We start from the raw sequence: 21,917 nt of genomic DNA on the forward strand, positions 1-21,917 counted from the left end.
CAAGGAAGCTGGCGGCGGCGCCTGCCGCTTTTCGCATTCGGCGACGGCGCACGGGCGATCGTCAGTCTGATATCCTTTGCCGGCTTTGCAATTCTCATTGCGGCCGGCCTGTTCGGCAGCCGCGACCCGCTCTCCAACCCGCTGCCGCTGACGATCTGGACGCTGCTCTGGGTTGGACTGGTTTTGCTGCAGGGGCTGGTCGGCAATCTCTGGTCATGGCTGAATCCCTGGTACGGACCTTGGCGTCTCGTTTCGCGGCTGTTCGGAGAGCGGGAAATAAGGCGCCTGCTCGCATGGTTCGGTTATTGGCCGGCTTTCGTGCTGTTCCTCGCCTTCGCCTGGTTCGAACTGATCGACCCGGCGCCCGACGATCCGGCGCGGCTCGCCTGGGCCGCCGGCCTCTATTGGCTGCTGAGTTTTGCCGCCATGCTGATGTTCGGCTACCGCGACTGGAGCCGCAGCGGTGAATTCCTGACGGTCTTCCTTTCCATGGTGACGCGGTTCGCCGTCATCGAGCGCAATGACGACGGCCGGCTCAATTTCTGCTGGCCAGGCGCCAAGCTGATCAATGCCGCGCCGCTGTCGCTCAGCGGCACCGCTTTCCTGTTGCTTGCGCTGTCGTCGGTGTCCTTCGACGGGCTGTCGAAGACCTTCTTCTGGTTCGGCCTGTTCGGCATCAATCCCCTGGAGTTTCCTGGACGCACGGCGATGGTGGGCATTGGCAGTCTCGGTCTGGTGCTGATGTTCGTCCTGCTCGCAGCCGCGTTCATCCTTGCAATCGTCCTTGGCCAGCATGTTGCCGGCAGCCAGCATTCCCTCGGTCAGGCCGCCGGACTGCTGGTGTGGTCGATCGTGCCGATCGCGCTCGCCTATCATGTCTCGCACTATCTGACGGCGCTGCTCGTTGACGGCCAATATGCGGTGGCGGCGCTTTCCGACCCGTTCGCGCTCGGCTGGAACCTGTTCGGCACCGCCGACATGCAGATCGAAGCCGGCGTCGTTGCCGGCGCCGGCTCGGCATGGTGGCTGTGGAATGTCCAGGCCGGCGTCATCATCGCCGGCCACATGCTCGCCGTCCTCGTCGCCCATGGCCTGGCCTGGCGGTTGCACCCGGTTCCCGCTCGCGCCGCGCTCAGCCAGTTTCCGCTCACCGTGCTGATGATCGCCTATACGATCTTCGGCCTGTGGTTGCTTGCCACGCCGGCGGCCGGATGAGACAAAAGCCCGCCTCGATGCCGTCGATTGATCCTTGGGAAAGCTCGCTTGCCACATCAGGGCTTTGGTGATTTAGTTTGTACACATGCAATTTTGGCCCTCTTCCCAAGAGTGGCCAGCCTCGATACGGCCATTGGTCAAAACTAAAAAACAAGGGGAACTGCCGTGACTGACAAGAATGGGTTTTTCGATCTCTCCAGAACCGGTCTCACCCGCCGCACGGCGCTCAAGGGCTTGGCCGCGGGCGCCGGCCTTGCCGTCGCGCCTGGGTTCGTGCGTTACAGCCAGGCGCAAAGCTCGGCGCCGATAAAGATCGGCTTCCAGTCCCACCGCACCGGCATCGGTGCCGCCTATGGCCGCTGGTACGAGAGGACCACTGCAGCCGCGGTCAAGGCGATCAACGACGCCGGTGGCATCAACGGCCGGCCGGTCGAGGTGATCATCGAGGATGACGGCACCGATCCCGGCCGCGGCGCCGAAGTGGTCGGCAAGTTCGCCACCCAGCACAAGACCGACATCGTCTACGGCACGCTGTTTTCGCATGTCGTCATCGGCTCGGCGCCCGCCGCCGGCGAGGCCAAGATGCCCTATTTTGTCGTCAGCGAAGGCCATCACGTCGCCTCGACCAAGCTCAACCGCTACGTCTTCCAGCCCGGCATCACCGACGTAAAGAGCCAGATCCAGGCGATGGCGCCGTGGATCGCGGCGAATGCCGGCAAGAAGGTGACGCAGATATTCCCCGATTTCGCCTTCGGCTACGACCACCGCGATTACCTGCCGCCGGCGTTGAAGGCGCAAGGCGCCGAGGTCATCGCCCAGATCGCCATCCCGCCGACGGAATCGTCCTTCACCAAATATTTTCCGCAGATCCCGGCCGAGACCGAGGTGATCTACCACGTCATGGTCGGCCCGGCGGTGCTTACCTTCGTCAAGGAACTCGGCGAATTCTACGGCTCCAACCGGCCGCAGCTGTTCGGCTTCATCGATTCGCTCGAAGCCACCGACATCAACAGCCCCGGCCTCGAATTCCTCGACGGCAGCCATTTCTGGGAAGGCTCGCCGCGCTATGCGCAGCCGGATGATTCCGCCGCGCAGAAGGCTTATCGCGCCGCTGTCGGCATCGACGACAACGGCGCTGCCGTCGGCGATCCGAAGGACGTCTCCACCGCCGCGCACATGTTCGGCTGCTGGGAAACGCTCTATGTCGTCAAGAAGGCGATGGAGGATGCCGGCTACAAGGGCCCGGAAGACCGCGCCAAGCTGGTCGAGGCGACCGAGGCCTTGACCGAATTCGCCGAGGGTCCCGAGCATCCGCAGGGGCCGAAGACCTTCAACGGCAAGATCCACCAGTGTTTCGGCATCCAGAATATTTCCAAGGTCGAAGGCGGCCGGCTGAACGTCGTCCACAAGACCAAGATCGAGGACGGCCTCTACGAGCCGGAAGGGGATTACACGACCCAGGCGCTGTGAGCTTAGCTGTTTTAGCGATCGTGCGGTTCGAGCGACCCCCCTCTGTCCTGCCTGACAGTCCGGCAAGACAGAGGAGGGTGCGTCTCGCACCTGCCTTGGGCGTATAACCGATGGCCTTCGGACCTCATCTTCTCCTTGCTGCCCTTGAAGGCCTCGTCACCGCCGCCGTGCTGGCGCTGACGGCGCTTGGCCTGTCGCTGGTGTTCGGCGTCATGCGCGTCGTCAATGTCGCCCATGGCGAGTTCTTCATGCTGGGCGCGGTGCTTGCCTGGGCGATCTCCACGGCGATATCGGGCCATGCGGCGCTCGGCTTTCTGGCTGCCCTGGTGCTGGCGCCGCTGATCGTCGGCCTGATCGCGCTCGTCGCCGAGCGGCTGGTGCTGCGCCGGCTGAATTACAATCCGGAAGCCACCATCGTCGCCACCATCGGCATGCTCTACATCATCCAGCAACTGGCGCTGACCTTTTATGGTCCGGAGGCACGGCCGGTGGAGCCGCCCTTCAGCTATCGCATCCTTCTGCCGTGGTTCGGCTACTCCGGCTACAAGCTGTCGATCATCGCGGCCTCCGCGCTTCTGCTTGTCGCGACGTGGTTCGTGCTGACGCGTACCAAAATCGGCCTCGTCATGCGCGCCACGCAATATGACAGCGAAACGGCGCAGGCCTTCGGTATTCCGGTCGACCGCGTCTATGCCGGTGTCTTCGCGCTCGGCGCCATGCTGGCGGCGGTGGCCGCGGTGTTGATCGTGCCGATCAGCCAGGCGCATTATCTGATGGGGCAGGACCCGCTGCTCCTGTCCTTCATCGTCGTCATCATCGGCGGGCTTGGCTCGCTGCGCGGCACCGTCGTTGCCGCCGTGCTGATCGGCCTGTCGGACGGCATCATCTCGGTGTTCTTCTCGCCGACGCTGGCCAAGATCATCGCCACGCTGTTGGTCGCCATGGTGCTGGTGTTCCGGCCGCAAGGCCTGTTCGGGACGGCATCGCGATGAAGGAGGCTTCGCCGGCAAAGGCCTATGCGCTGCATCTGGGCGTCATCGCCCTGCTTTTCGGCCTGAGCTTCGTCCTGCCGGAGTATCACCACGGCCTGCTCGCCCGCATCATGGTGCTGGCGGTCTTCGCCATGGGCTACAATATGCTGTTCGGCTATGTCGGGCTGCTCAGCCTCGGCCACGCCATGTTCTTTTCGGCCGGGCTCTATGGCGCAGGCCTTGCCGTCATCCATCTCGGCTGGAGCGTGCCGGCCGCTTTTGCCGCCGGGCTTGCCTGCGGCACGCTTCTGGCGCTGGCAATCGGCATGCTGGCGTTACGCACGTCTGGCGTTGCCTTCATGATCGTCACCATGATGTTCGCGCAGGTGTTCTATCTCATAATCCTCTATTTCGCGTCCCGGACCGGCGGCGACCAGGGCCTGGTGGTGCCGCAGTCGGCGCGTGTCCTCGTCGTCGGCGGCACGTCGCTCGGTCTCACCGATCCGACCGTGCGCTACATGAGCGCGCTCGCCCTGTTCTCGATCGTGCTGCTGGTGACGCTCGCCATCGTCCGCTCCAGATATGGCCGTGTGCTGGTCGCCATCCGCGAAAACGAGGAGCGGACAAAAATGCTCGGCTACGACACGTTTTCCAACAAGCTCGCCGCGGTCGTCGTCTCCGGCACCGTCTGCGCGGCTTCGGGCGCCGCCTACGCGCTGCTGTTCGGTTATGTCGGCTCGACTTTCGCCTCGGTGCAATATTCCATCCTGCCTCTGCTCTGGGTGCTGCTCGGCGGCGCCGCTACCACGCTCGGTCCGCTGATCGGCACGCTGTTCATGTACTATGTCGTCGACGTTACCAGCGGCTACACCTCCGCCTATCTGCTGATCGTCGGCATCGCGCTCATCCTGCTGGTGCTGTTCTTCCCCCGGGGCATTCTCGGCACCATCCGCCAGCGCTGGCTCGGGTGGCTGCCATGACGCCACTGCTGACGACCAAAGGCCTGTCCCGCAATTTCGGTGGTCTGCGCGCCGTCGACGGCGTCGACTTCGCGCTCATGCCGGGCGAGATCCGCGCCGTCATCGGTCCCAACGGCGCCGGCAAGACCACCTTCGTCAGCATGGTCAGCGGCCGTATCCAGCCCTCATCGGGCATGATCGTCTTCGACGGCGCCGACATCACCGACCTGCCGGCCTACGCCAGGGTCCGCCTCGGCGTCGCCTACACTTTCCAGATCACCAGCGTCTTTGCCAATCTCACCGCCTACGACAATGTCGCGCTGCCGGTGCAGCGCACGCTGACCGATGGCCGCTCGAAAGGCGCCGTGCATGCCGGCGTCATGGCGGCGCTGGAACGCACCGGCCTTGCCGACCGCGCCCACATGCCGGCCGGGCAATTGTCCTATGGCCATCAGCGCCTGCTCGAAGTGGCTATGGGGCTGGCGCTGAAGCCGCGCCTGCTGATCCTCGACGAGCCGACGCAGGGGCTGGCCGACAGCGAGATCGACAATTTCATCGGACTGGTGCGCGAGATCGCCACAAGCGCCACCGTGCTTCTGATCGAGCACAACATGCCGGTGGTCATGCATCTGGCCGATCGCATCACCGTGTTCAACGCCGGCAAGATCTTGGCCGAAGGCACGCCCGAGCAGGTCCGCGCCAACGCCGAGGTGCAGGACGCTTATCTCGGAGCGACCCATGACTGAAACACGGGCTGAGGCGCTAACCATCTCCGGGCTCGACTGCTTCTACGGCGAGGTTCAGGTGCTCTACGGCCTCGACCTCGTGCTGAACAAGGGCGAAGTGCTGTGCCTGTTCGGCCGCAACGGCGCCGGCAAGACGACGACGCTGAAGGCGATCATGGGCCTCGTTCCTTCACGCGCCGGCTCGATCAGACTCGACGGCAAGGAGCTGACCGGCCTGCCGGCGCATGACGTGCCGAAAGCCGGCGTCGCCTATGTGCCGCAGGGCCGGCGGCTGTTTGCTGAGATGACGGTGGCGGAAAACATCGAGATCGGCCTGATGGCCCGCGGCAAGGGCAAGGCGACGCGCGAAAACGTGCTCGATCTCTTCCCGCTGCTGCGCCAGCGGCTCAGGCAGCGCTCCGGCACGCTGTCCGGCGGCGAGCAGCAGATGCTGGCCATGGCACGGGCGCTGTGCCTCGAACCGCAGGTGCTTCTGCTCGACGAGCCGACCGAAGGGTTGATGCCGTCGATGATCGCCAGGATCCGCGAGACGGTGTCGAAGCTGCGCGACCTCAGCGTCTCGACGATCCTGGTCGAGCAGCGGGTCGATGCCGTGCTGTCCGTCGCCGACCGGGTCTCGTTCATCGAGAACGGCCGCAACCGCGAGACCGTCGATGTCGAGGAACTCCGCGCCGATCCGTCGGCGGTCCGCCGCTATGTCGGCGTGGGTTGATCAGCCAAGGAACAGGAACCCCGCGATCAGGAAGGTCGGAACCAGCACCGCGCCCGACCACGCCATGTAGCCGAAGAAGCCCGGCATCTTCACGCCGCGGTGTCTGGCGATGGCGTAGACCATGAAGTTCGGCGCATTACCGATATAGGTGTTGGCGCCCATGAACACCGCCCCGGCCGAGATCGCCGCCAGCGTCGAGGCGAAGGTGGTCATCAGATGCTGCGGGTCGCCGCCGGCGAGCTCGAAGAACACCAGATAGGTCGGCGCATTGTCGAGGAAGGACGACAGCGCCCCGGTCAGCCAGAAATAGGCAAGGTCGTTGGGTTCGCCCGTGGGCGAGCTGACAAGCGAGACCAGCGGCGCCAGTGCGCCGTCGAGGCCGGCTCTGAGAATGGCGACGACCGGCACGATACAGATGAAGATGCCGGCGAACAGTTTCGCCACCTCGGCGATCGGCTCCCAGTGGAAGTTGTTCGCCTGCCTGTGGCTCTTGCGCGAGACCTTAAGCGAAAGGAAGGCAAGCGCCAGGATGATGGCGTCGCGCACGAGGTCCTGCAATTCGAGGCCCACGCCCTGGACGGAGAAAGTCACGCCCGGCTTCCAGGTCGCGGAAAGCAGGATTGCGCAGATCACCCCGGCCAGCAGCGGGACGTTGGGCAGGCCGCGGATGCGCACCTTCGTGTCCGGTGTCGGATCCTTGATCTTCGGCGCGCCAGCCTCGCGACGATGCAGGATCATGTCCATGGCCAGGAAGACAGCCAGCACCAAGCCGCCGACGAACAGTGTCTCCTGATAGAGGTTCGTGGCGGTCCAGAAGAAATCGACGCCGCGCAGGAAGCCGACGAACAGCGGCGGGTCGCCGAGCGGCGTCAGCGAGCCGCCGATGTTGGACACCAGGAAAATGAAGAAGATGACGACATGGGCGTTGAACGGCCGGTTGTCGTTGGCGCGCAGGATCGGCCGGATCAGGATCATCGAGGCGCCGGTCGTCCCGATGACGGAGGCGAGTATCGCCCCGATCAGCAGCAGTCCGGCATTCACCAGCGGCGTGCCATGGATGTTGCCGGCGACGAGGATGCCGCCCGAAATGGTGAACAGCGCAAACAGAAGAATGATGAACGACATGTATTCGGTGAGCAGCGCATGCAGCACCGCCTCGGTGGCCGAAGGCATGCCGAACGCAACCGCCAGCGGCACGACCACAAGGGCCGCCCAGAAGAGGGTGATCTTGCCGTAGTGATGTTCCCAGACACGGTGGAAGAGCAATGGCCCGGTGGCGATCGACAGAAGCAGGCCGGCAAAGGGCAGCCCCCACCACAGCGACATTGTTTCGCCCGGCAGCTCGTGGGCCTCGGCTGCGAGGGCTGTTCCCGGAAACAGGGTTGCGACTGCCACCACAGCGCCCGCCGTCAAAGCCGCCGCAAACAGCATAAAGCCCCCTCTGGAATTGTGTCGGATGCGATTGGTGGTGTTCAAGCCAGTGTCACGCCGGCATCGCGCATTCGGTTCAGCATCGTCTCGACGGAGCCATTGAGATTGATGCCGCGGCAGGCATCGAGCCGCACATGTGTCTGGAAGCCGTGCTTGACCGCATCGAGCGCCGAAAAGGCGACGCAGAAGTCGGTCGCCAGGCCGACCAGGGTCAGCGTGTCGATGCCGCGCTCGTGGAGATAGCCGGCAAGGCCGGTCGGCGTCGTCCGGTCGTTCTCGAAGAAAGCCGAATAGCTGTCGATCTCCGGGCGGAAGCCCTTGCGGATCACCAGTTCGGCCTTGGTCCAGGCAAGGCCGGAATGGAAATCCGAACCCAGGCTGCCCTGGATGCAGTGGTCCGGCCACAGCGTCTGCTGGCCATAAGGCAGCTCGATCGACTCAAAAGGCTGCTTGCCGGGATGACTGGAGGCAAAGCTCGAATGGCCGGCGGGATGCCAGTCCTGCGTCAGCACGACATGTTCGGTCCGCCGGATCAGGTCGTTGACCAGTGGCACGATCTCGTCGCCGCCGGCCACCGCCAGCGCGCCGCCCGGGCAGAAATCGTTCTGCAGGTCGATGATAACAAGCGCTTCGTCGGCCATGGAACCTCCCTCTTGTTTGTCCCGGAAGCATGACCCGCACGGGAGGACTGCCGAAACGTGGAATCCGGTGTTCGAACCCCACCGAAAATGTCGCTGACGCAACGGATGCAGAAACTTGACCAGATGGCCGGCTGCGTCAACCTCCAACGGCATACAAATGCGTGCCGCCGCGCCGATACGGACCGCCGGCGCAAACTCTGGCTTTGACAATTCCAGCCGGCTTGATATCATTTGCATACGAATGAATTTGAACGGTTCGGACGCCGGCTGGATCCCACCGGAAGACCCCTTTTGGGAAGGCAAAGCGTGATCCGTTACGCGAAACCCACCACGGTCGACGAGGCGCTCGCTTTGCTGGGCGAGGGCTCGTGGCGCATCCTTGCCGGCGGCACCGATTTCTATCCGGCGCAAGGAGCCAAGCCTTTCCGCGAAAATGTGCTCGACATCAACGGCCTCGCAGCGTTGCGCGGTATCGCCGAAACCGAGGACCATTGGGTCATCGGCGCGCGCACGACCTGGACCGATCTTGTCCGTCGTCCGCTGCCGGCGGCTTTCGATGCGCTGAAGCAGGCGGCGCGGGAGGTGGGCTCCGTGCAAATCCAGAACGTCGCCTCCATCGCCGGCAATCTCTGCAATGCCTCTCCGGCCGCCGACGGCGTGCCGGCGCTGCTCGTTCTCGACGCCGAGGTGGAGCTGCGCTCGGCGGCGATGGCGCGCCATCTGCCGCTGGAAAAATTCATCCTGGGAAACCGCCACACGGAACTTCAGCCGGGCGAAATGGTCACCGCCATCCGCGTGCCGAAAAATGCAACCACCGGCACGTCGGCTTTCGTGAAGCTCGGCGCGCGTCGCTATCTCGTCATTTCCATAGCCATGGCGGCGGCCCGCTTGACCGTTGAGGATGGCATCGTCGGCAACGCTGCCGTCGCCGTCGGCTCCTGTTCGGTTGTCGCCAAGCGCCTTTCAGGTGTCGAAGCAGCCTTGCGCGGCCTCTCGGTCAGCCATGCTCTCGCCACTGCGATCCAGTCCGCGCCGATGGACGAGCTTTCGCCGATCAATGATGTGCGCGGCAGCGCCGAATACCGGCTGGACGCCGCGCGAGAGATCGTTGCCCGCGCCGTGCTCGGTGCGGCGGGTCACGTGCCTGCAGAAAAGGTGGCGGCGGCATGAGCAAAGCTCAGCCCGGCATGAGCAAAGCTCAGCCCGGCATCATTGGAGCTCAGCCTGACATGAGCATGGAACGCGCCGACATCGCCTTCGAGGTCAACGGCGCCGCCGTTTCCGTCTGCGTGCCGCCGGTTCGCCGTCTCTCTTCGGTGCTGCGCGACGAATTGCACCTGACCGGCACCAAGATCGGCTGCGATGCCGGCGACTGCGGCGCCTGCACGGTGCTTGTCGACGGCGAACCCGTCTGCGCCTGCCTCATGTCAGCGGCTTCTGCCGCCGGCACCATGGTGACCACGGTCGAAGGGCTCGCCAACGGCAGATTATCGGCGCTGCAGGCCTCGTTCCTCGACCACGGCGCGGCGCAATGCGGCATCTGCACGCCCGGCCTGCTGGTCGCGGCAACAGCACTTCTGGACGCCAGACCCAACCCAACCGAGGCCGAAACCCAGGATGCGCTGGGCGGCGTCCTCTGCCGCTGCACTGGCTACCGGAAGATCGTCGCGGCGGTCATGGATGCGTCGCGCCATGTCGATGGCCTCGATTTCCGTTTGCCTCGATCCGGCCGCGCCGTCGGTTCGTCCCCGCTCAGGCTCGACGGCCTACCGAAGGTCACCGGCGGCGAAAAATTCGGCGGCGATTCCTTCCCAGTCGATGCACTGGGGGTGCTGGTGGTCCGCTCGCCGCACTATCACGCCCGTTTCGCCTTTGGCGATCTCGACGCCTGGGTGAAAGCCCATCCCGGCATCGTCGGCGTCTTCACCGCCGCCGACATTCCCGGAAAGAACTGCTTCGGGGTCATCGCACCTTTTGCCGACCAGCCGGCGCTGGCCGAAGGTTTTTCGCGCTTTCGCGGCGAGGCGGTGGCGCTGGTTGCCGGCGAGCGCGAGGCCATCCTCGACCTCGACCTTTCGGATTTTCCCGTTCGTTGGACCGAGTTGCCGCATGTCCTGCAACCTTGCGAGGCGCAGGCCGACGGCGCGCAACTGATCCACGACAACCGGCCGGCAAACCTGCTCACCACTGGCTTTGTCGAGCGCGGTGACCCGGAGGCCGCTCTTGCCGGGGCTGCCTTCACCGTTTCCGGCGCCATCGACACATCCTATGTCGAGCACGCCTATATCGAACCGGAAGCCGGCTATGCCTATATGGATGGCGACACGCTCGTCGTCGTCGCCTGCACGCAGGCGCCCTACATGGACCGCGACGACGTGGCAAAGGTGCTTGGCCTTGCAGTCGACAAGGTGCGGATCGTGCCGACCGCCACAGGCGGCGGCTTCGGCTCCAAGCTCGACGTCTCGTTGCAGCCGCTGATCGGTCTGGTCGCGATAAAGACCGGCCGGCCGGCGGCACTCGTCTATACCCGCAATGAATCGATGATATCGACCACCAAGCGTCATCCCGCCGAGATGAGGGCGACCATCGGCGCCGATGCCGATGGTCTTGTCACCGGCATGGTCTTTGCCGGCGATTTCAACACCGGCGCCTATGCAAGCTGGGGCCCGACCGTCGCCAACCGTGTGCCGGTACACGCCTCCGGTCCCTATGCGACGCCGAACTATCGCGCCGAGGGTCGCGCCATCCACACCAATGGGCCGATCTCCGGCGCCTTCCGCGGTTTCGGCGTGCCGCAGGCGACGATCATGCAGGAAACGCTCTATGACGAGCTGGCCGAAAGGCTTGGGCTGGATCGGCTCGATTTTCGCTTGAAGAACTGCCTTCGGAACGGCTCCGAAACGGTTACCGGCCAGAAGCTGGAATCGGGCGTCGGCATCGCTGAGTGCCTCGAAGCGTTGCGGCCGCATTGGGCGCGTGCGCTTGTCGATGCGGAGGCATTCAATACTGCCAATGAAACCCGGAAACGCGGCGTCGGCGTCGCCTCCTGCTGGTATGGTTGCGGCAACACTTCGCTGCCCAATCCGTCAACCATCAAGGTGGGTATTTCTACCTCCGGCGATGTCGTCCTGCATCAGGGTGCCGTCGATATCGGGCAAGGCTCGAACACGGTCATCGCCCAAATCTGCGCCGACGCGCTCGGCCTGCCGCTCGAAAGCTTCCGGCTGAAGAGCGCCGATACCGCGATCACGCCGGACGCCGGCAAGACGTCCGCTTCGCGCCAGACCTTCGTGACCGGCAAGGCCGCCGAAAAGGCCGGCCGCGCCTTGCGCGAAACCATGCTGCGCTTCGCCAATGTCTCCGGGAAGGCAGCGATCGCTCTGGATGGCACAGGCCTGGTCATCCGCGAGGGCGAAGCGACACGGCATATCGATTTGTCCACGCTGAAGGCCGATGCCGACGGCTTCGTCTTTCGCGCCGAGGAAAGCTACGATCCGCCGACGCAGCCGCTCGACGCCAAGGGCCAGGGCAAGCCCTATGCGGTCTATGGCTACGGCGCGCAGATCGCCGAACTGGAGGTCGACCTCAAGCTCGGCACAGTGAAGCTGATCAAGATCACCGCAGCACACGATGTCGGCAGGGCGATCAATCCTCTGCTCGCCGAAGGCCAGATCGAGGGCGGCATCGCGCAAGGCATCGGCATGGCGCTGATGGAGGAGTACATCCCCGGCCGCACCGAGAATCTGCACGATTACCTGATCCCGACCATCGGCGACGTGCCGCCGATCGAGACCATCCTGATCGAAGTTTCGGATCCGGAAGGACCTTTTGGCGCCAAGGGTCTGGGCGAGCACGTGCTGATTCCGACGGCGCCTGCGATCCTCAATGCCATCCGTCATGCCACCGGCGTCCTGGTCACCAAAATTCCGGCGACCCCGGCGCGCATTCGCGCTGCGATACGCGACAAGGAGGCACGCCGATGAGTGAGCTTGCCGAACGTTTCGAGACGCATGATCCCGGCGAGAAGCAGGTGGCGGAAAAGATCCGCTGCGATGCCTGCCCGGTCATGTGTTACATCGCCGATGGCCGCACCGGCGCCTGTGATCGCTATGGCAATGTCGGCGGCAGGATCGTGCGGATGGATCCGCTGACCATCCTCGACCACGCGGCCGAAACCGGCGCTGCGGTCGTTCCCTTTGTCGCCGAAGGCGAGGCCTGGGACGGCGAACTGGTCAATACCGGCCGCCGCTTCGTCACCGCGATCGGCGCCGGCACCACCTATCCCGACTACAAGCCGGCACCTTTCATCGTCAGCCAGAAGGTCGAAGGCGTCGATCTCGTCACCGTGGTCACCGAGGGCATCTTCTCCTATTGCGGCGTCAAGGTGAAGATCGACACCGATCGCCACCTTGGTCCCGAGACTGCCATAGTCCGCGCAGCGGGCGAGGCGATCGGCCATGTCACGACAGGCGAATACGGCTCGCAGATGCTGTCGCTCGGCGGCGTGCATCATCTGACCGGCGGCTCGAAGTCGGAAGGCCGCGCCACCTGCGATGCGCTGCTTAATCTGTGCAACCGCAAGCCGGTCGAACTCACCATCGACGGCGGTGCTGTGGTGATCGTCGAAGCCGGCAAGCCGCCGGTTATCGACGGCAAGCTCGAACACCGCATGCGCGTCGGCTGCGGCTCGGCCACCATCGGCATGTTCGCCACCCAGTGGCGCGGCCTGGTCGACGAGGTGGTGGTGGTCGACGACCACATCACCGGCGTCGTCTCCGAGCATCAGGCAGGCAAGGTGCTGGGCTGGCAGGACACCGGGATCAAGATCATCGGCCGCCGCTCGACGCCGGGCCGGTATTTCAAGGTGTCCGAGCCCGGCCTCGGCTGGGGCGGCACCAGCATTTCCGACCCGCTGTCGATCCTTGGCGAATGGAACGCGAAGAAGGGCGCGCGGCCGGGCTTGTCGCTGCTGATGGTCTCGACCACCGGCGAGCAGTTCGCCTATTACGAGCTCGACGACGAGTTGAAGCCGGTGCAGAAGCCGTTCCCGGAGCGGCTGCAGAAATCCGTCGGTCTGATCGAGGACAATTGCGAGCCGGCGCTGTGCACCGTGCTGTTTGTCGGCGGTGCCGGCGGCTCGCTTCGCGCCGGCGTCACCGAGAACCCGGTCAATCTGACCCGCTCGGTGCAGGGCCTGACGACTTATGTCACGGTCGGCGGCGCGCCGGTCTATGTCTGGCCGGGCGGCGGCATCACGCTGATGGTCGACGTCACCCGCGTGCCGGAAAACGCCTTCGGTTATGTGCCGACGCCGGCGCTGGTGGCGCCGATCGAGTTCACGCTGCGCTGCGACGACTATGTCAGGCTCGGTGGCTACGAGGCCGAGATCCGCAGCGTCGAGGATATCCTTGCCAGAGGTGGAGAGTACCTCAATCCGCGTCATGGCACGGGCGCGCCAGCCAGCAATCCGTGGCCGCCGCTGGCGCAGTTGCGGCGCGCAGCGGGCAATGGGGTCGGGTGATGAATGGCCCGCAGGCGCATTGGCTTGAGGACGGCCGGCGGCTGCATCTCAATCATGGCCCGATCGACCTGATCATCGTGGCATTCGGCGATGCGAGCGAATGTCGCGCCGCCTATGGCCAGGCGGTGGCGCGGTTTCAGACAATCCTGCCCGAACTCGTCGACGAACTCGTCGAGCTGCGCCGTCCGGCTTCGTCACAGCCGCGCGTTTTCGCTGGGCCGACGGCGCGCCGCATGGAAGCAGCGGTTGTTCCGCTAGCGAAACAATTTATCACACCGATGGCTGCCGTTGCCGGTTCAGTGGCCGACGAAATGCTTGGCGCGCTGCTGGCCGGGCGCCGGCTCGATCGCGCCTATGTCAACAATGGCGGCGACAGTGCGATCCATCTCGGCGACGGCCAGTCCCTCACCCTCGCCATTGCCGGGACGGGCCATGGATTGGCGGATCGTATCGTGATCCGCGCTAGGGATGGGATTGGCGGGGTCGCGACAAGCGGCTGGCGCGGCCGTTCCTTTTCGCTAGGCATCGCCGACGCCGTCACCGTGCTGGCGCGGACAGGAGCGGAGGCCGATGCTGCCGCGACCCTGATCGCCAACGCCGTCGACCTGCCCGGTCACCCTGCCATCGAGCGCGTGCCGGCGCGTGATCTGGCGCCCGACAGCGACCTTGGCGATCGCCTGGTCATCCAAGGCGTCGGCCCGCTTTCATCAGGCGAAATAGCTGCCGCGCTGGACAGCGGGCTCGCCGTCGCCGAAGATTTTCGCCGACAGGGCCTGATTGCCGCCTCAGCGCTTTTCCTTGCCGGTCAGGCACGGATCGTCGGTCCCATGGCGCTCGCTGCGCCCAATGAGAAATCAAGGAAGGAAGTTGCCCATGCCTGAGTTTGCGATCCGCAAGATTGCGGTGCTGAGCGAAGAGATCTTTCACGATGGCGGGCCGGTCGCAAAGGTGCCGCGCCGCCGCGCTGCCGCCATGGCAGTGGTGAACAACCCGTTTGCCGGCCGTTACGTGGAAGAGCTGCAGGGCGCCATGGATGACCTGAAGCCGCTCGGCCTACTGCTCTCCGACAAACTCATCGCGGCGTTGGGCGGCGACGTGAAACAGATCGACGGCTACGGCAAGGGTGCCATCGTCGGTATCGCCGGCGAGCTGGAGCATGGCGCGCTGTGGCATGTGCCTGGCGGCTACGCCATGCGCGAGCGGCTCGGCGACGCCAAGGCGATCGTGCCGTCAGCAAAGAAGGTCGGCGCCTTCGGCTCGCGGCTCGACGTGCCGCTCGGCCATATCAACGCTGCCTATGTACGCAGTCATTTCGATGCGATGGAGATCGGCATCAGCGATGGGCCTCGTCCCGACGAGATCCTGTTCTGCCTCGCCATGACTTGCGGCCCGCGCGTCCACGACCGCATGGGTGGCCTCGCGGCGAAAGACATCAAGGCTTGGGACGGGCTGCGGTGAGCGGCGAGGACAATCTGCTCAAGCTCGTCGAGGCTGAGGAGGCTGACGAAAACGATTACCGCTTGCAGGAGCAAGTCGGCTTCATCCTGCGCAAGGCGCATCAGCGCCATGTCTCTATCTTCGCCGCGCACATCGCCGATCTGACGCCGCCGCAATTCGCCGCCCTGGCTAAATTGCACGACGTCGGCGAGACCTCGCAGAACCAGCTTGGCAGCCTGATCGCCATGGACGCGGCCACGGTGAAAGGTGTCATAGACCGCCTGAAGGCACGCGGCCTGGTCGAGCTTTCCAAGCATGAGGTCGACAAAAGGCGCCTGCTGGTCAATCTGACCGCCAAGGGCCGCGATGCCATCGCGCGACTGATCCCGATCGCCCGCGACATCACGGAGGAAACGCTCGCGCCGCTGTCCGCCAAGGAGGTCGCCACCTTCATGAGGCTTTTGGCCAAGCTGACGTGAGTGCTGCCGCTTGCTTGTCGAAGCTTGAATTTTTCTCCCTGCCGGGCGATGTCCGCCCGGCAGGGAAGTTTCAACTCAGAGCCCGTTGTCCTTCAGGATCTGAGCGGAATTTTCCTTGGTGATCCTCTCCGTCGGCAAAGTGATGGTCTTTTCGACCTGCTCGCCGTTCAGGAACTTGATTGCCTGCCGCAGCCCTTCGGCGCCCGGCGTCACATAGGTGAAGGTTGCCGTCAGCTCGCCATTGTTGACCAGCGTCACGCCTTCGTTGGGCAGACCGTCGATGCCGATGAACTTGATGTCCTTCTCGCGTCCGACATCCTTGGCGGCAAGATAGGCGCCGTAGGCCATCGGGTCGTTGTGACCATAGACGAGATCGATCTTCTCGTTGTTGCGCAGGGCCGTGGCCATGATGTTGTAGGCCTGGTCCTGTTTCCAGTCGCCCGACTGCTGGTCGAGCAGGTATTTGATGCCCGGCTCCTTGTCGGTGAATTCATGGAAGCCGTCATGGCGGTCATGTGCCGGCTGGGTGCCCATGCCGCCCCAGATCTCGACGACATTGCCGGCGGCCTTGCCCTTGCCGCCGAGCAGCTCGACGGCATATTCACCGGCAGCTCGGCCGATCAGCTTGTTGTCACCGCCGACGAACTGCGTATAGTCCTTGGTTTCGATATTGCGGTCGAGCACGAAGACCGGGATCTTGGCATCGATCGCCTGCTGCACGACGCCCGTCAAGCCGGCTGATTCCTTCGGTGACACCAGCAGCGCGTCGACCTCCTGGCGGATCAGGTTCTCGACATCGGCGACCTGCTTTTCGGTCTTGTCCTCGCCGTCGGTGACGATCAGCTCGACTTCCGGATGCTTGGCGGCCTCCGCCAGGATGTCCTTGTTGAACTGGGCGCGCCACGGCTCGATGGTCGTCACCTGCGAGAAGCCGATCTTCCACTTCTTGTCCTGCGCATAGGCATTGCCGCTAGTCAAAAGGGCGGTCGTGGTCAGCAGTGCCGCGCTGACAGCGGCAAGCTTCAACATGTCACGTCGTTTCATTTTTCGTTTCCTCCAAGATTTAGAGACGGGGTCTCCTTTGACGGCCGCTTTGCCGCGGTCGTTTCCTTGTGCGCCGCCTTTCCACCAGGCAGACGCAGATAGAAGAGAAGATCAACGGCGTTGCGCTCCTGCACGAGCACCGTGCCGATGATGATCATCCCCTTCAGCACGAGCTGAAGGTTCGAATTGATGTTGTGCAATTGCAGGATGTTCGAGAGCAGTCCGAAGATCAGCACGCCGCAGAACGTGCCGATGAGGCTGCCGCGTCCGCCCATCAGGCTGGTGCCGCCGATGACCACGGCGGCGATGGCGTCGAGCTCCAGCCCGGCGCCGGCATCCGGCTTGCCTTGCCTGTACTGTGCGACATAGAGCACCGCCGCCACGCCGGCCAGCAATCCGGATACGGCGTAGGTGGCGATCTTGACGCGGCCGGCGGCGATGCCGGACAGCCGCGCCGCCTCTTCATTACCGCCGATGGCATAGACATAGCGGCCGAACGGGGTGAAGCGCAGCACGGCACCGTAGATGAGGATCGCGCCGAGGAAAAACAGGCCCGGCATCGGGATCACGCCGAATACCAGCGAGCGCAGCATCTCGAAATCGGCTGTGGCATTCGACCCGGTGTATACCGGCAGCACCGCATTGTTCTGGCCGGCGGTCAGCCGGGCGATGCCGAGCGCCGTCACCATCATCGCCAGCGTGACGATGAAGGGTTGCAGCCGCCCGGCAACGATGATGAAGCCGTTGAGCGCGCCGAACAGCAGGCCGACGCAAGGCGCCACCAGCAGCACGCCGAGCACGCCGAACTTTGAGCCTATCTGCGGCAGCAGGAACCACAGCACGAGAGAACAGAGGATCACTCCGACAACGGCGGGCGTGACCAGCCCACGAACGCTATCGAGCCTGATGTCGTGCGTGGCCTGCGAGCCGGCGCGGGACTTTTCGATGTTCAGGAAAATGAAACGGGTGACGAGGATGCCGAGGCAAAGGGCTGCTACGGCAACCGTTGGCACCCCCAGCACCACCGCCGGCGTGACGCCCGGGACCGTCAGCAGCATGGCGCAGACCACGGTGCAGATCGCCATCAGCGAGCCGACGGAAAGGTCGATGCCGCCGGTGATGATCACCGCCGTCATGCCGGTGGCGATCAGGCCGGTGGTCGACACCTGGCGCAGCACATCGAGCAGATTGCCATAGGACAGGAAGATGTTGTTGCCTTTGGAACTGATTGGCGAACCCAGCACGCCGATCAGGAAGATGGCGATCAGGCCCCAATAGAGCTTCGTCCGGGACAGGATGTTCAAGATGTTCATGCTGCGGGTCTCGTCGTGGTCCGGCGCGGCGCCGCAAGGCGCATGATGGCCTCCTCGCTGGCTTGCGCGCGCGAGAGGATTCCTGTCTGGCGACCATCGGCCATGACAAGGATGCGGTCGGAAAGATGCAGCAGCTCCGGCAATTCCGAACTGATGACGGCGATGGCGAGCCCGTCTCGCGCCAGCTTGAAGATGAGGTCGTAGATCTCGCGCTTGGCGCCGACATCGATGCCGCGCGTCGGCTCGTCCAGCAACAGCACCCGAGGCCGCGTCGCCAGCCACTTGCCGATGACGACCTTCTGCTGGTTGCCGCCGGACAGCGTGCCGGCCGGCTGCTCGATGGTCCCACAGCGAATGCCGAGCGCCTTGACGGCGTGCCGCGCCAGGCCCTGCTCGCCGGCCAGCGAGCGAAGGCCGAACCGCGCCAGCGCTCCGACCAGCGGCAGCGCGACATTGTCGGTGATCGACGCCTGAAGATGCAGGCCTTGCGTCTTGCGATCCTCTGTCACCAGGGCGATGCCGAGCCGGCGGGCGTCGCGCGGCGACCGGATTTCCACGGGCTCGCCGTCGAGCCGGATTTCGCCGCCGGCACGTCCGCCGCTGGAGCCGAAGATGGTCTCCAGGATTTCCGTGCGTCCCGAGCCGAGCAACCCGCCGATCCCCAGAATTTCCCCGGAGGCAAGGTCGAAGCCGACGCCGTCGAGCGCGGTGCGCCAGCCGTGGCGGTCGGGTTTCGACAGCGACAAGCCGCTTACGGACAGGACGACCTTGCCGCTGGGACCACGCTCTTCCTGGGAAGCGGCAAGCAGGTTTCGCCCGACCATCGCCGAAATGATGGTGTTTTCGTCGAGCCTCGCCATCGCCTCGGTCAGCACGTGGCGTCCATCGCGAAACACGGTGACCCGGCTGGCCAGATGCATGACCTCGTCGATGCGGTGCGAGATGTAGACGATCGCCACGCCGCTGTCGGCGAGCTGGCGGATGATCCGGAACAGTCTTTGGCATTCGGCCGGCGAAAGCGCGGACGTCGGCTCATCCATGATCAGGATGCGCGCCGACATCGACAGTGCCTTGGCGATCTCGACCAGTTGCTGCTCGCCGACGCGCAAGCCGCCGACCCGCGCCTCCGGGTTGAGCTCGATGCCGAGCCTCTGCAGCAGCGCACCGGCGGCACGGCTGCTCGCCTTGCGGTCAACGACAAGTCCGGCGATCAGCTTCTCGCGCCCCAGGAAGATGTTATCGGCAACGCTGAGTTCGGGGACGAGGTTGAGTTCCTGGTGAATGATGGCGATGCCGGCGTGCTCGGCGTCGCGGACGCCGGCGAAACGGACCGGATGGGCATCGATGCTGACCGTACCTTCGTAATCCGTGTAGATGCCGGAGAGAATTTTCATCAGCGTCGACTTGCCGGCGCCGTTTTCCCCCATCAGCGCATGGACCTCGCCGCGCCTGAGGTCGAAGCCGACGTCGACAAGTGCGGCGATGCCGCCGAATGTCTTGGAGATGTGTTCGGCGCTCAGGACGACAGCCGAGCGGTCGGTCGCAGCCGCAACATACCCGGATGTGTTGGAATTGCCATGCTCCATGACAAGGACAGCCTCCCTCCGTCGTCGTCGAACGTCCTAAACGCTAATCTAAACGTTTCGAACGTGTCAAGCCGCTATCTGATGAGGCGGGATTGATGCATTTCAATTCTTGCGCAAAACTGCGAGATTCCGTAGGTATTGCAGCCAGAGGGCGGTGAAACGTTTCGAAAATGATGGCGCCAGGGCGAAAAAAGCAGCGAAAGTCCACGGCCCCGACCATGCTGCACGTGGCTGAAGCGGCGCGTGTTTCGGTCGCTACCGTCTCGGCGCTGATCAACGGCACCGCGACCGTCAGTCCCGAGCTCAGCCAGCGCATCGAACAGGCGATCCGCGACATCGGGTACAAGCGCAACGCGATCGCCCGCAGCCTGAAGATGGGCACGACCCGCACCATCGGGCTTACCGTTCCCCACATCACCAATCCGTTCTTCACGGATGTCGTTTCGGTCATCCAGCAGGCATTCGACCGCGCCGGATATGCGGTCATGCTGTGCTGCACGGACGAGGACCTGAACACGCAGGACGACCAGATCAGGCTGCTGCTCGACCGGATGGTCGACGGATTGATCGTCGCGCGCGTCGGCGACGGCGCGATACTGAAAGGGATTGTCGAAGACGCCAACGTGCCGGTGGTGCTGCTCGACCGCGTTTGCGAAGGCGTCGATACCGACACCGTCGTTCTCGACAACCAGCGCGCGGTGTTCGACGCCGTCACCTATCTGATCGATCTCGGCCACCGGCGGATCGGTTATATCTCCGGATCGTTCGACATTTCGCCCATGCATGACCGCATGGCGGGATATCGCGAGGCGCTCCAGGCTGCCGGCCTGCCGATCGAGAGCGAGCTTGTCCGCTTCGGCAATTTCCACGAAGTCGACGGTTACAACGCAACGATGCAGTTGCTTTCGCTGCATGACCGCCCAAGTGCCATCTTCTCGGCCAACAACCCGATGGTGATCGGCACCATGAAGGCAATCCGCGATATCGGGCTGTCCTGCCCGGAGGATATTTCGGTCGCCTGCTTCGACGATTTTCCGTGGTCGGACGTGTTCCAGCCGCAACTGACCACTGTTGCACAACCGGTCAAGGCGATCGGCGAGCAGGCAGCCAATCTCCTGCTCGACCGGCTCTCCGGAAACAGGGACGCGCCGCCGCGCAAGCTGGCGCTCAAGGGGCGCCTGATGATCCGCAATTCTTGCCGGCCAATTGGGGCGCCCTTGGGGGCGGTCGCACAAAGCGTCAGCGCGTAACGCGCCTTCGCAGTTTCGGAAAGAACATCAGGCCGCTTGCGACAGCGATTTGTGGACGTCGGCCAGGATCTCGAAGGACCGCACCCGCGCTGCGTGGTCGAAAATCTGCGCGGTGACCATCAATTCGTCGGCGCCGGTGCGCTGCACGAACGCCTCGATGCCTTGCCGGACCGTTTCCGGAGCGCCGACGACAGCGCAGGACAGCGCCTGGCCAAGCATGGTTTTGGCCATCGGGTCGAGGTCGCGCTCATATCCCTCGACCGGCGGCGGCAATCGGCCGGGCCGGCCGGTGCGCAGATTGACGAAGGCCTGCTGCAGCGAGGTGAACAGCAGCCGCGCCTCGGCGTCGGTGGGTGCGGCGAACACATTGAGGCCGAGCATCACATAGGGCCTGTCGAGTTGTTCCGACGGCTGGAAGCGCGAGCGGTAGATATCCAGCGCGTGGGCGAGCTCGGCCGGTGCGAAATGCGAGGCGAAGGCGTAGTAGGCCGAGCATGGCGGCGAGCTGCGCGCCATAGAGGCTCGAGCCCAGGATCCAGATCGGCACCTTTTCGCCCTCGCCGGGCACGGCGCGGATGCGCTGGCCGTCTTCGGCCGGCTGGAAATAACCCATCAGCTCGACGACATCCTGCGGGAAACTGTCGGCGCCGGCCTCGAGGTTGCGGCGCAGCGCGCGCGCCGTGCCCATGTCGGTGCCCGGCGCCCGGCCGAGGCCGAGGTCGATGCGGCCGGGATGCAGGGCATTAAGCGTGCCGAACTGCTCGGCGATGACCAGCGGCGAATGGTTGGGCAGCATGATGCCGCCGGCGCCGACGCGTATCGTCCTGGTGCCGCCGGCGACATGGGCGATGACGACGGAGGTGGCGGCACTGGCGATGCCCGGCATGTTGTGATGCTCGGCCAGCCAGTATCGCTTGTATCCCAGCCGCTCGGCATGGCGGGCGAGATCGAGTGAATTGGCGAGTGATTGCGAAGCGTTGCTGCCTTCGACGATCGGCGACAGGTCGAGAACGGAAAGAGCGGTCATGGCGGGGATCCTGTGGATGGGAGGGATGTAGGAAGCGACCGCCACGGCCGCAAATTCAAAAAATTGAACAGACGCCACGCGTCCAAGGAGGCGCAACGGACGCTCTGGCGTTTGA

18 protein-coding genes and 1 pseudogene are annotated in these 21,917 nt (G+C 64.4%); 13 read left to right on the forward strand and 6 right to left on the reverse strand.

The window, feature by feature from the left end; genetic code table 11:
• The 6 genes from E5X88_RS10350 to E5X88_RS10375 form a co-directional block, all read left to right on the forward strand.
• The coding region (locus tag E5X88_RS10350) for a hypothetical protein (RefSeq protein ID WP_292161056.1) at positions 1 to 1,215 on the forward strand (1,215 nt) is incomplete at its 5' end.
• Positions 1,216 to 1,380: 165 nt separating this feature from the next.
• On the forward strand, positions 1,381 to 2,685 hold the full coding sequence (locus tag E5X88_RS10355; RefSeq protein ID WP_292161058.1) for an ABC transporter substrate-binding protein: 1,305 nt from the start codon (positions 1,381 to 1,383) through the stop codon (positions 2,683 to 2,685).
• Positions 2,686 to 2,795: 110 nt separating this feature from the next.
• Complete coding sequence (locus E5X88_RS10360) at positions 2,796 to 3,677, forward strand: branched-chain amino acid ABC transporter permease (RefSeq protein ID WP_292161061.1); 882 nt, start codon at positions 2,796 to 2,798, stop codon at positions 3,675 to 3,677.
• The gene (locus E5X88_RS10365; protein ID WP_292161062.1) at positions 3,674 to 4,636 is read left to right on the forward strand and encodes a branched-chain amino acid ABC transporter permease; all 963 of its coding nucleotides are present in this window, start codon (positions 3,674 to 3,676) and stop codon (positions 4,634 to 4,636) included. Before E5X88_RS10360 ends, E5X88_RS10365 begins: the two co-directional genes overlap by 4 nt.
• Positions 4,633 to 5,361: an ABC transporter ATP-binding protein gene (locus E5X88_RS10370; RefSeq protein ID WP_292161064.1), complete on the forward strand. Its 729-nt coding sequence runs from the start codon at positions 4,633 to 4,635 to the stop codon at positions 5,359 to 5,361. The genes E5X88_RS10365 and E5X88_RS10370 overlap by 4 nt, the downstream gene beginning before the upstream one ends.
• A complete protein-coding gene (locus E5X88_RS10375) occupies positions 5,354 to 6,073 on the forward strand; it encodes an ABC transporter ATP-binding protein (protein WP_292161067.1) in 720 nt (239 codons plus the stop codon). The genes E5X88_RS10370 and E5X88_RS10375 overlap by 8 nt, the downstream gene beginning before the upstream one ends.
• Here the strand turns inward: E5X88_RS10375 and E5X88_RS10380 are convergent, their stop codons facing one another.
• Together E5X88_RS10380 and pncA are read right to left on the reverse strand one after the other, a co-directional pair.
• On the reverse strand, positions 6,074 to 7,504 hold the full coding sequence (locus E5X88_RS10380) for a sodium:proton antiporter (RefSeq protein WP_292161069.1): 1,431 nt from the start codon (positions 7,502 to 7,504) through the stop codon (positions 6,074 to 6,076).
• A 41-nt stretch (positions 7,505 to 7,545) separates the two neighbouring features.
• Entirely contained in the window at positions 7,546 to 8,145 is a 600-nt protein-coding gene (pncA, locus tag E5X88_RS10385; protein WP_292161071.1) for a bifunctional nicotinamidase/pyrazinamidase, read from the reverse strand.
• A gap of 306 nt (positions 8,146 to 8,451) precedes the next feature.
• Between pncA and E5X88_RS10390 the strand changes: the two genes are divergently transcribed.
• From E5X88_RS10390 to E5X88_RS10415, 6 genes are read left to right on the forward strand one after another with little or no spacing between them, the layout of a single operon-like run.
• Positions 8,452 to 9,315: a xanthine dehydrogenase family protein subunit M gene (locus E5X88_RS10390; protein WP_292161073.1), complete on the forward strand. Its 864-nt coding sequence runs from the start codon at positions 8,452 to 8,454 to the stop codon at positions 9,313 to 9,315.
• Positions 9,312 to 12,128, forward strand: a complete 2,817-nt coding sequence (locus tag E5X88_RS10395; protein ID WP_292161075.1) for a molybdopterin-dependent oxidoreductase — start codon at positions 9,312 to 9,314, stop codon at positions 12,126 to 12,128. The genes E5X88_RS10390 and E5X88_RS10395 overlap by 4 nt, the downstream gene beginning before the upstream one ends.
• Positions 12,125 to 13,666, forward strand: a complete 1,542-nt coding sequence (locus tag E5X88_RS10400) for a 6-hydroxynicotinate reductase (RefSeq protein ID WP_292161077.1) — start codon at positions 12,125 to 12,127, stop codon at positions 13,664 to 13,666. Before E5X88_RS10395 ends, E5X88_RS10400 begins: the two co-directional genes overlap by 4 nt.
• Positions 13,666 to 14,547: a UPF0280 family protein gene (locus tag E5X88_RS10405; protein ID WP_292161079.1), complete on the forward strand. Its 882-nt coding sequence runs from the start codon at positions 13,666 to 13,668 to the stop codon at positions 14,545 to 14,547. The genes E5X88_RS10400 and E5X88_RS10405 overlap by 1 nt, the downstream gene beginning before the upstream one ends.
• A complete protein-coding gene (locus tag E5X88_RS10410) occupies positions 14,540 to 15,124 on the forward strand; it encodes an amino acid synthesis family protein (protein ID WP_292161081.1) in 585 nt (194 codons plus the stop codon). The genes E5X88_RS10405 and E5X88_RS10410 overlap by 8 nt, the downstream gene beginning before the upstream one ends.
• Positions 15,121 to 15,582 (forward strand): MarR family transcriptional regulator, encoded by a 462-nt coding sequence (locus tag E5X88_RS10415; RefSeq protein ID WP_292161083.1) that lies wholly within the window; start codon positions 15,121 to 15,123, stop codon positions 15,580 to 15,582. Before E5X88_RS10410 ends, E5X88_RS10415 begins: the two co-directional genes overlap by 4 nt.
• Before the next feature lie 75 nt (positions 15,583 to 15,657).
• Here E5X88_RS10415 and E5X88_RS10420 read toward each other — a convergent pair whose 3' ends face one another.
• Genes E5X88_RS10420 through E5X88_RS10430 form a run of 3 tightly spaced genes read right to left on the reverse strand, consistent with a single transcriptional unit; the run spans position 15,658 to position 19,525 of the window.
• Positions 15,658 to 16,626, reverse strand: a complete 969-nt coding sequence (locus E5X88_RS10420; RefSeq protein WP_292161086.1) for a substrate-binding domain-containing protein — start codon at positions 16,624 to 16,626, stop codon at positions 15,658 to 15,660.
• The gene (locus tag E5X88_RS10425; RefSeq protein WP_292161088.1) at positions 16,623 to 17,939 is read right to left on the reverse strand and encodes an ABC transporter permease; all 1,317 of its coding nucleotides are present in this window, start codon (positions 17,937 to 17,939) and stop codon (positions 16,623 to 16,625) included. Before E5X88_RS10425 ends, E5X88_RS10420 begins: the two co-directional genes overlap by 4 nt.
• Entirely contained in the window at positions 17,936 to 19,525 is a 1,590-nt protein-coding gene (locus E5X88_RS10430; protein ID WP_292161090.1) for a sugar ABC transporter ATP-binding protein, read from the reverse strand. The genes E5X88_RS10425 and E5X88_RS10430 overlap by 4 nt, the downstream gene beginning before the upstream one ends.
• Positions 19,526 to 19,743: 218 nt before the next feature.
• Between E5X88_RS10430 and E5X88_RS10435 the strand changes: the two genes are divergently transcribed.
• Positions 19,744 to 20,775, forward strand: coding sequence for a LacI family DNA-binding transcriptional regulator (locus tag E5X88_RS10435; RefSeq protein ID WP_292161092.1), 1,032 nt, complete (start codon positions 19,744 to 19,746; stop codon positions 20,773 to 20,775).
• 27 nt (positions 20,776 to 20,802) lie between these two features.
• On the opposite strand, the pseudogene E5X88_RS10440 reads toward E5X88_RS10435, so the two are convergent.
• Positions 20,803 to 21,802 (reverse strand): annotated as a pseudogene (locus E5X88_RS10440) (LLM class flavin-dependent oxidoreductase).
• Positions 21,803 to 21,917: the final 115 nt, after the last annotated feature.

The organism is Mesorhizobium sp. (assembly GCF_004962245.1).
Taxonomy (GTDB): Bacteria; Pseudomonadota; Alphaproteobacteria; order Rhizobiales; family Rhizobiaceae; genus Mesorhizobium.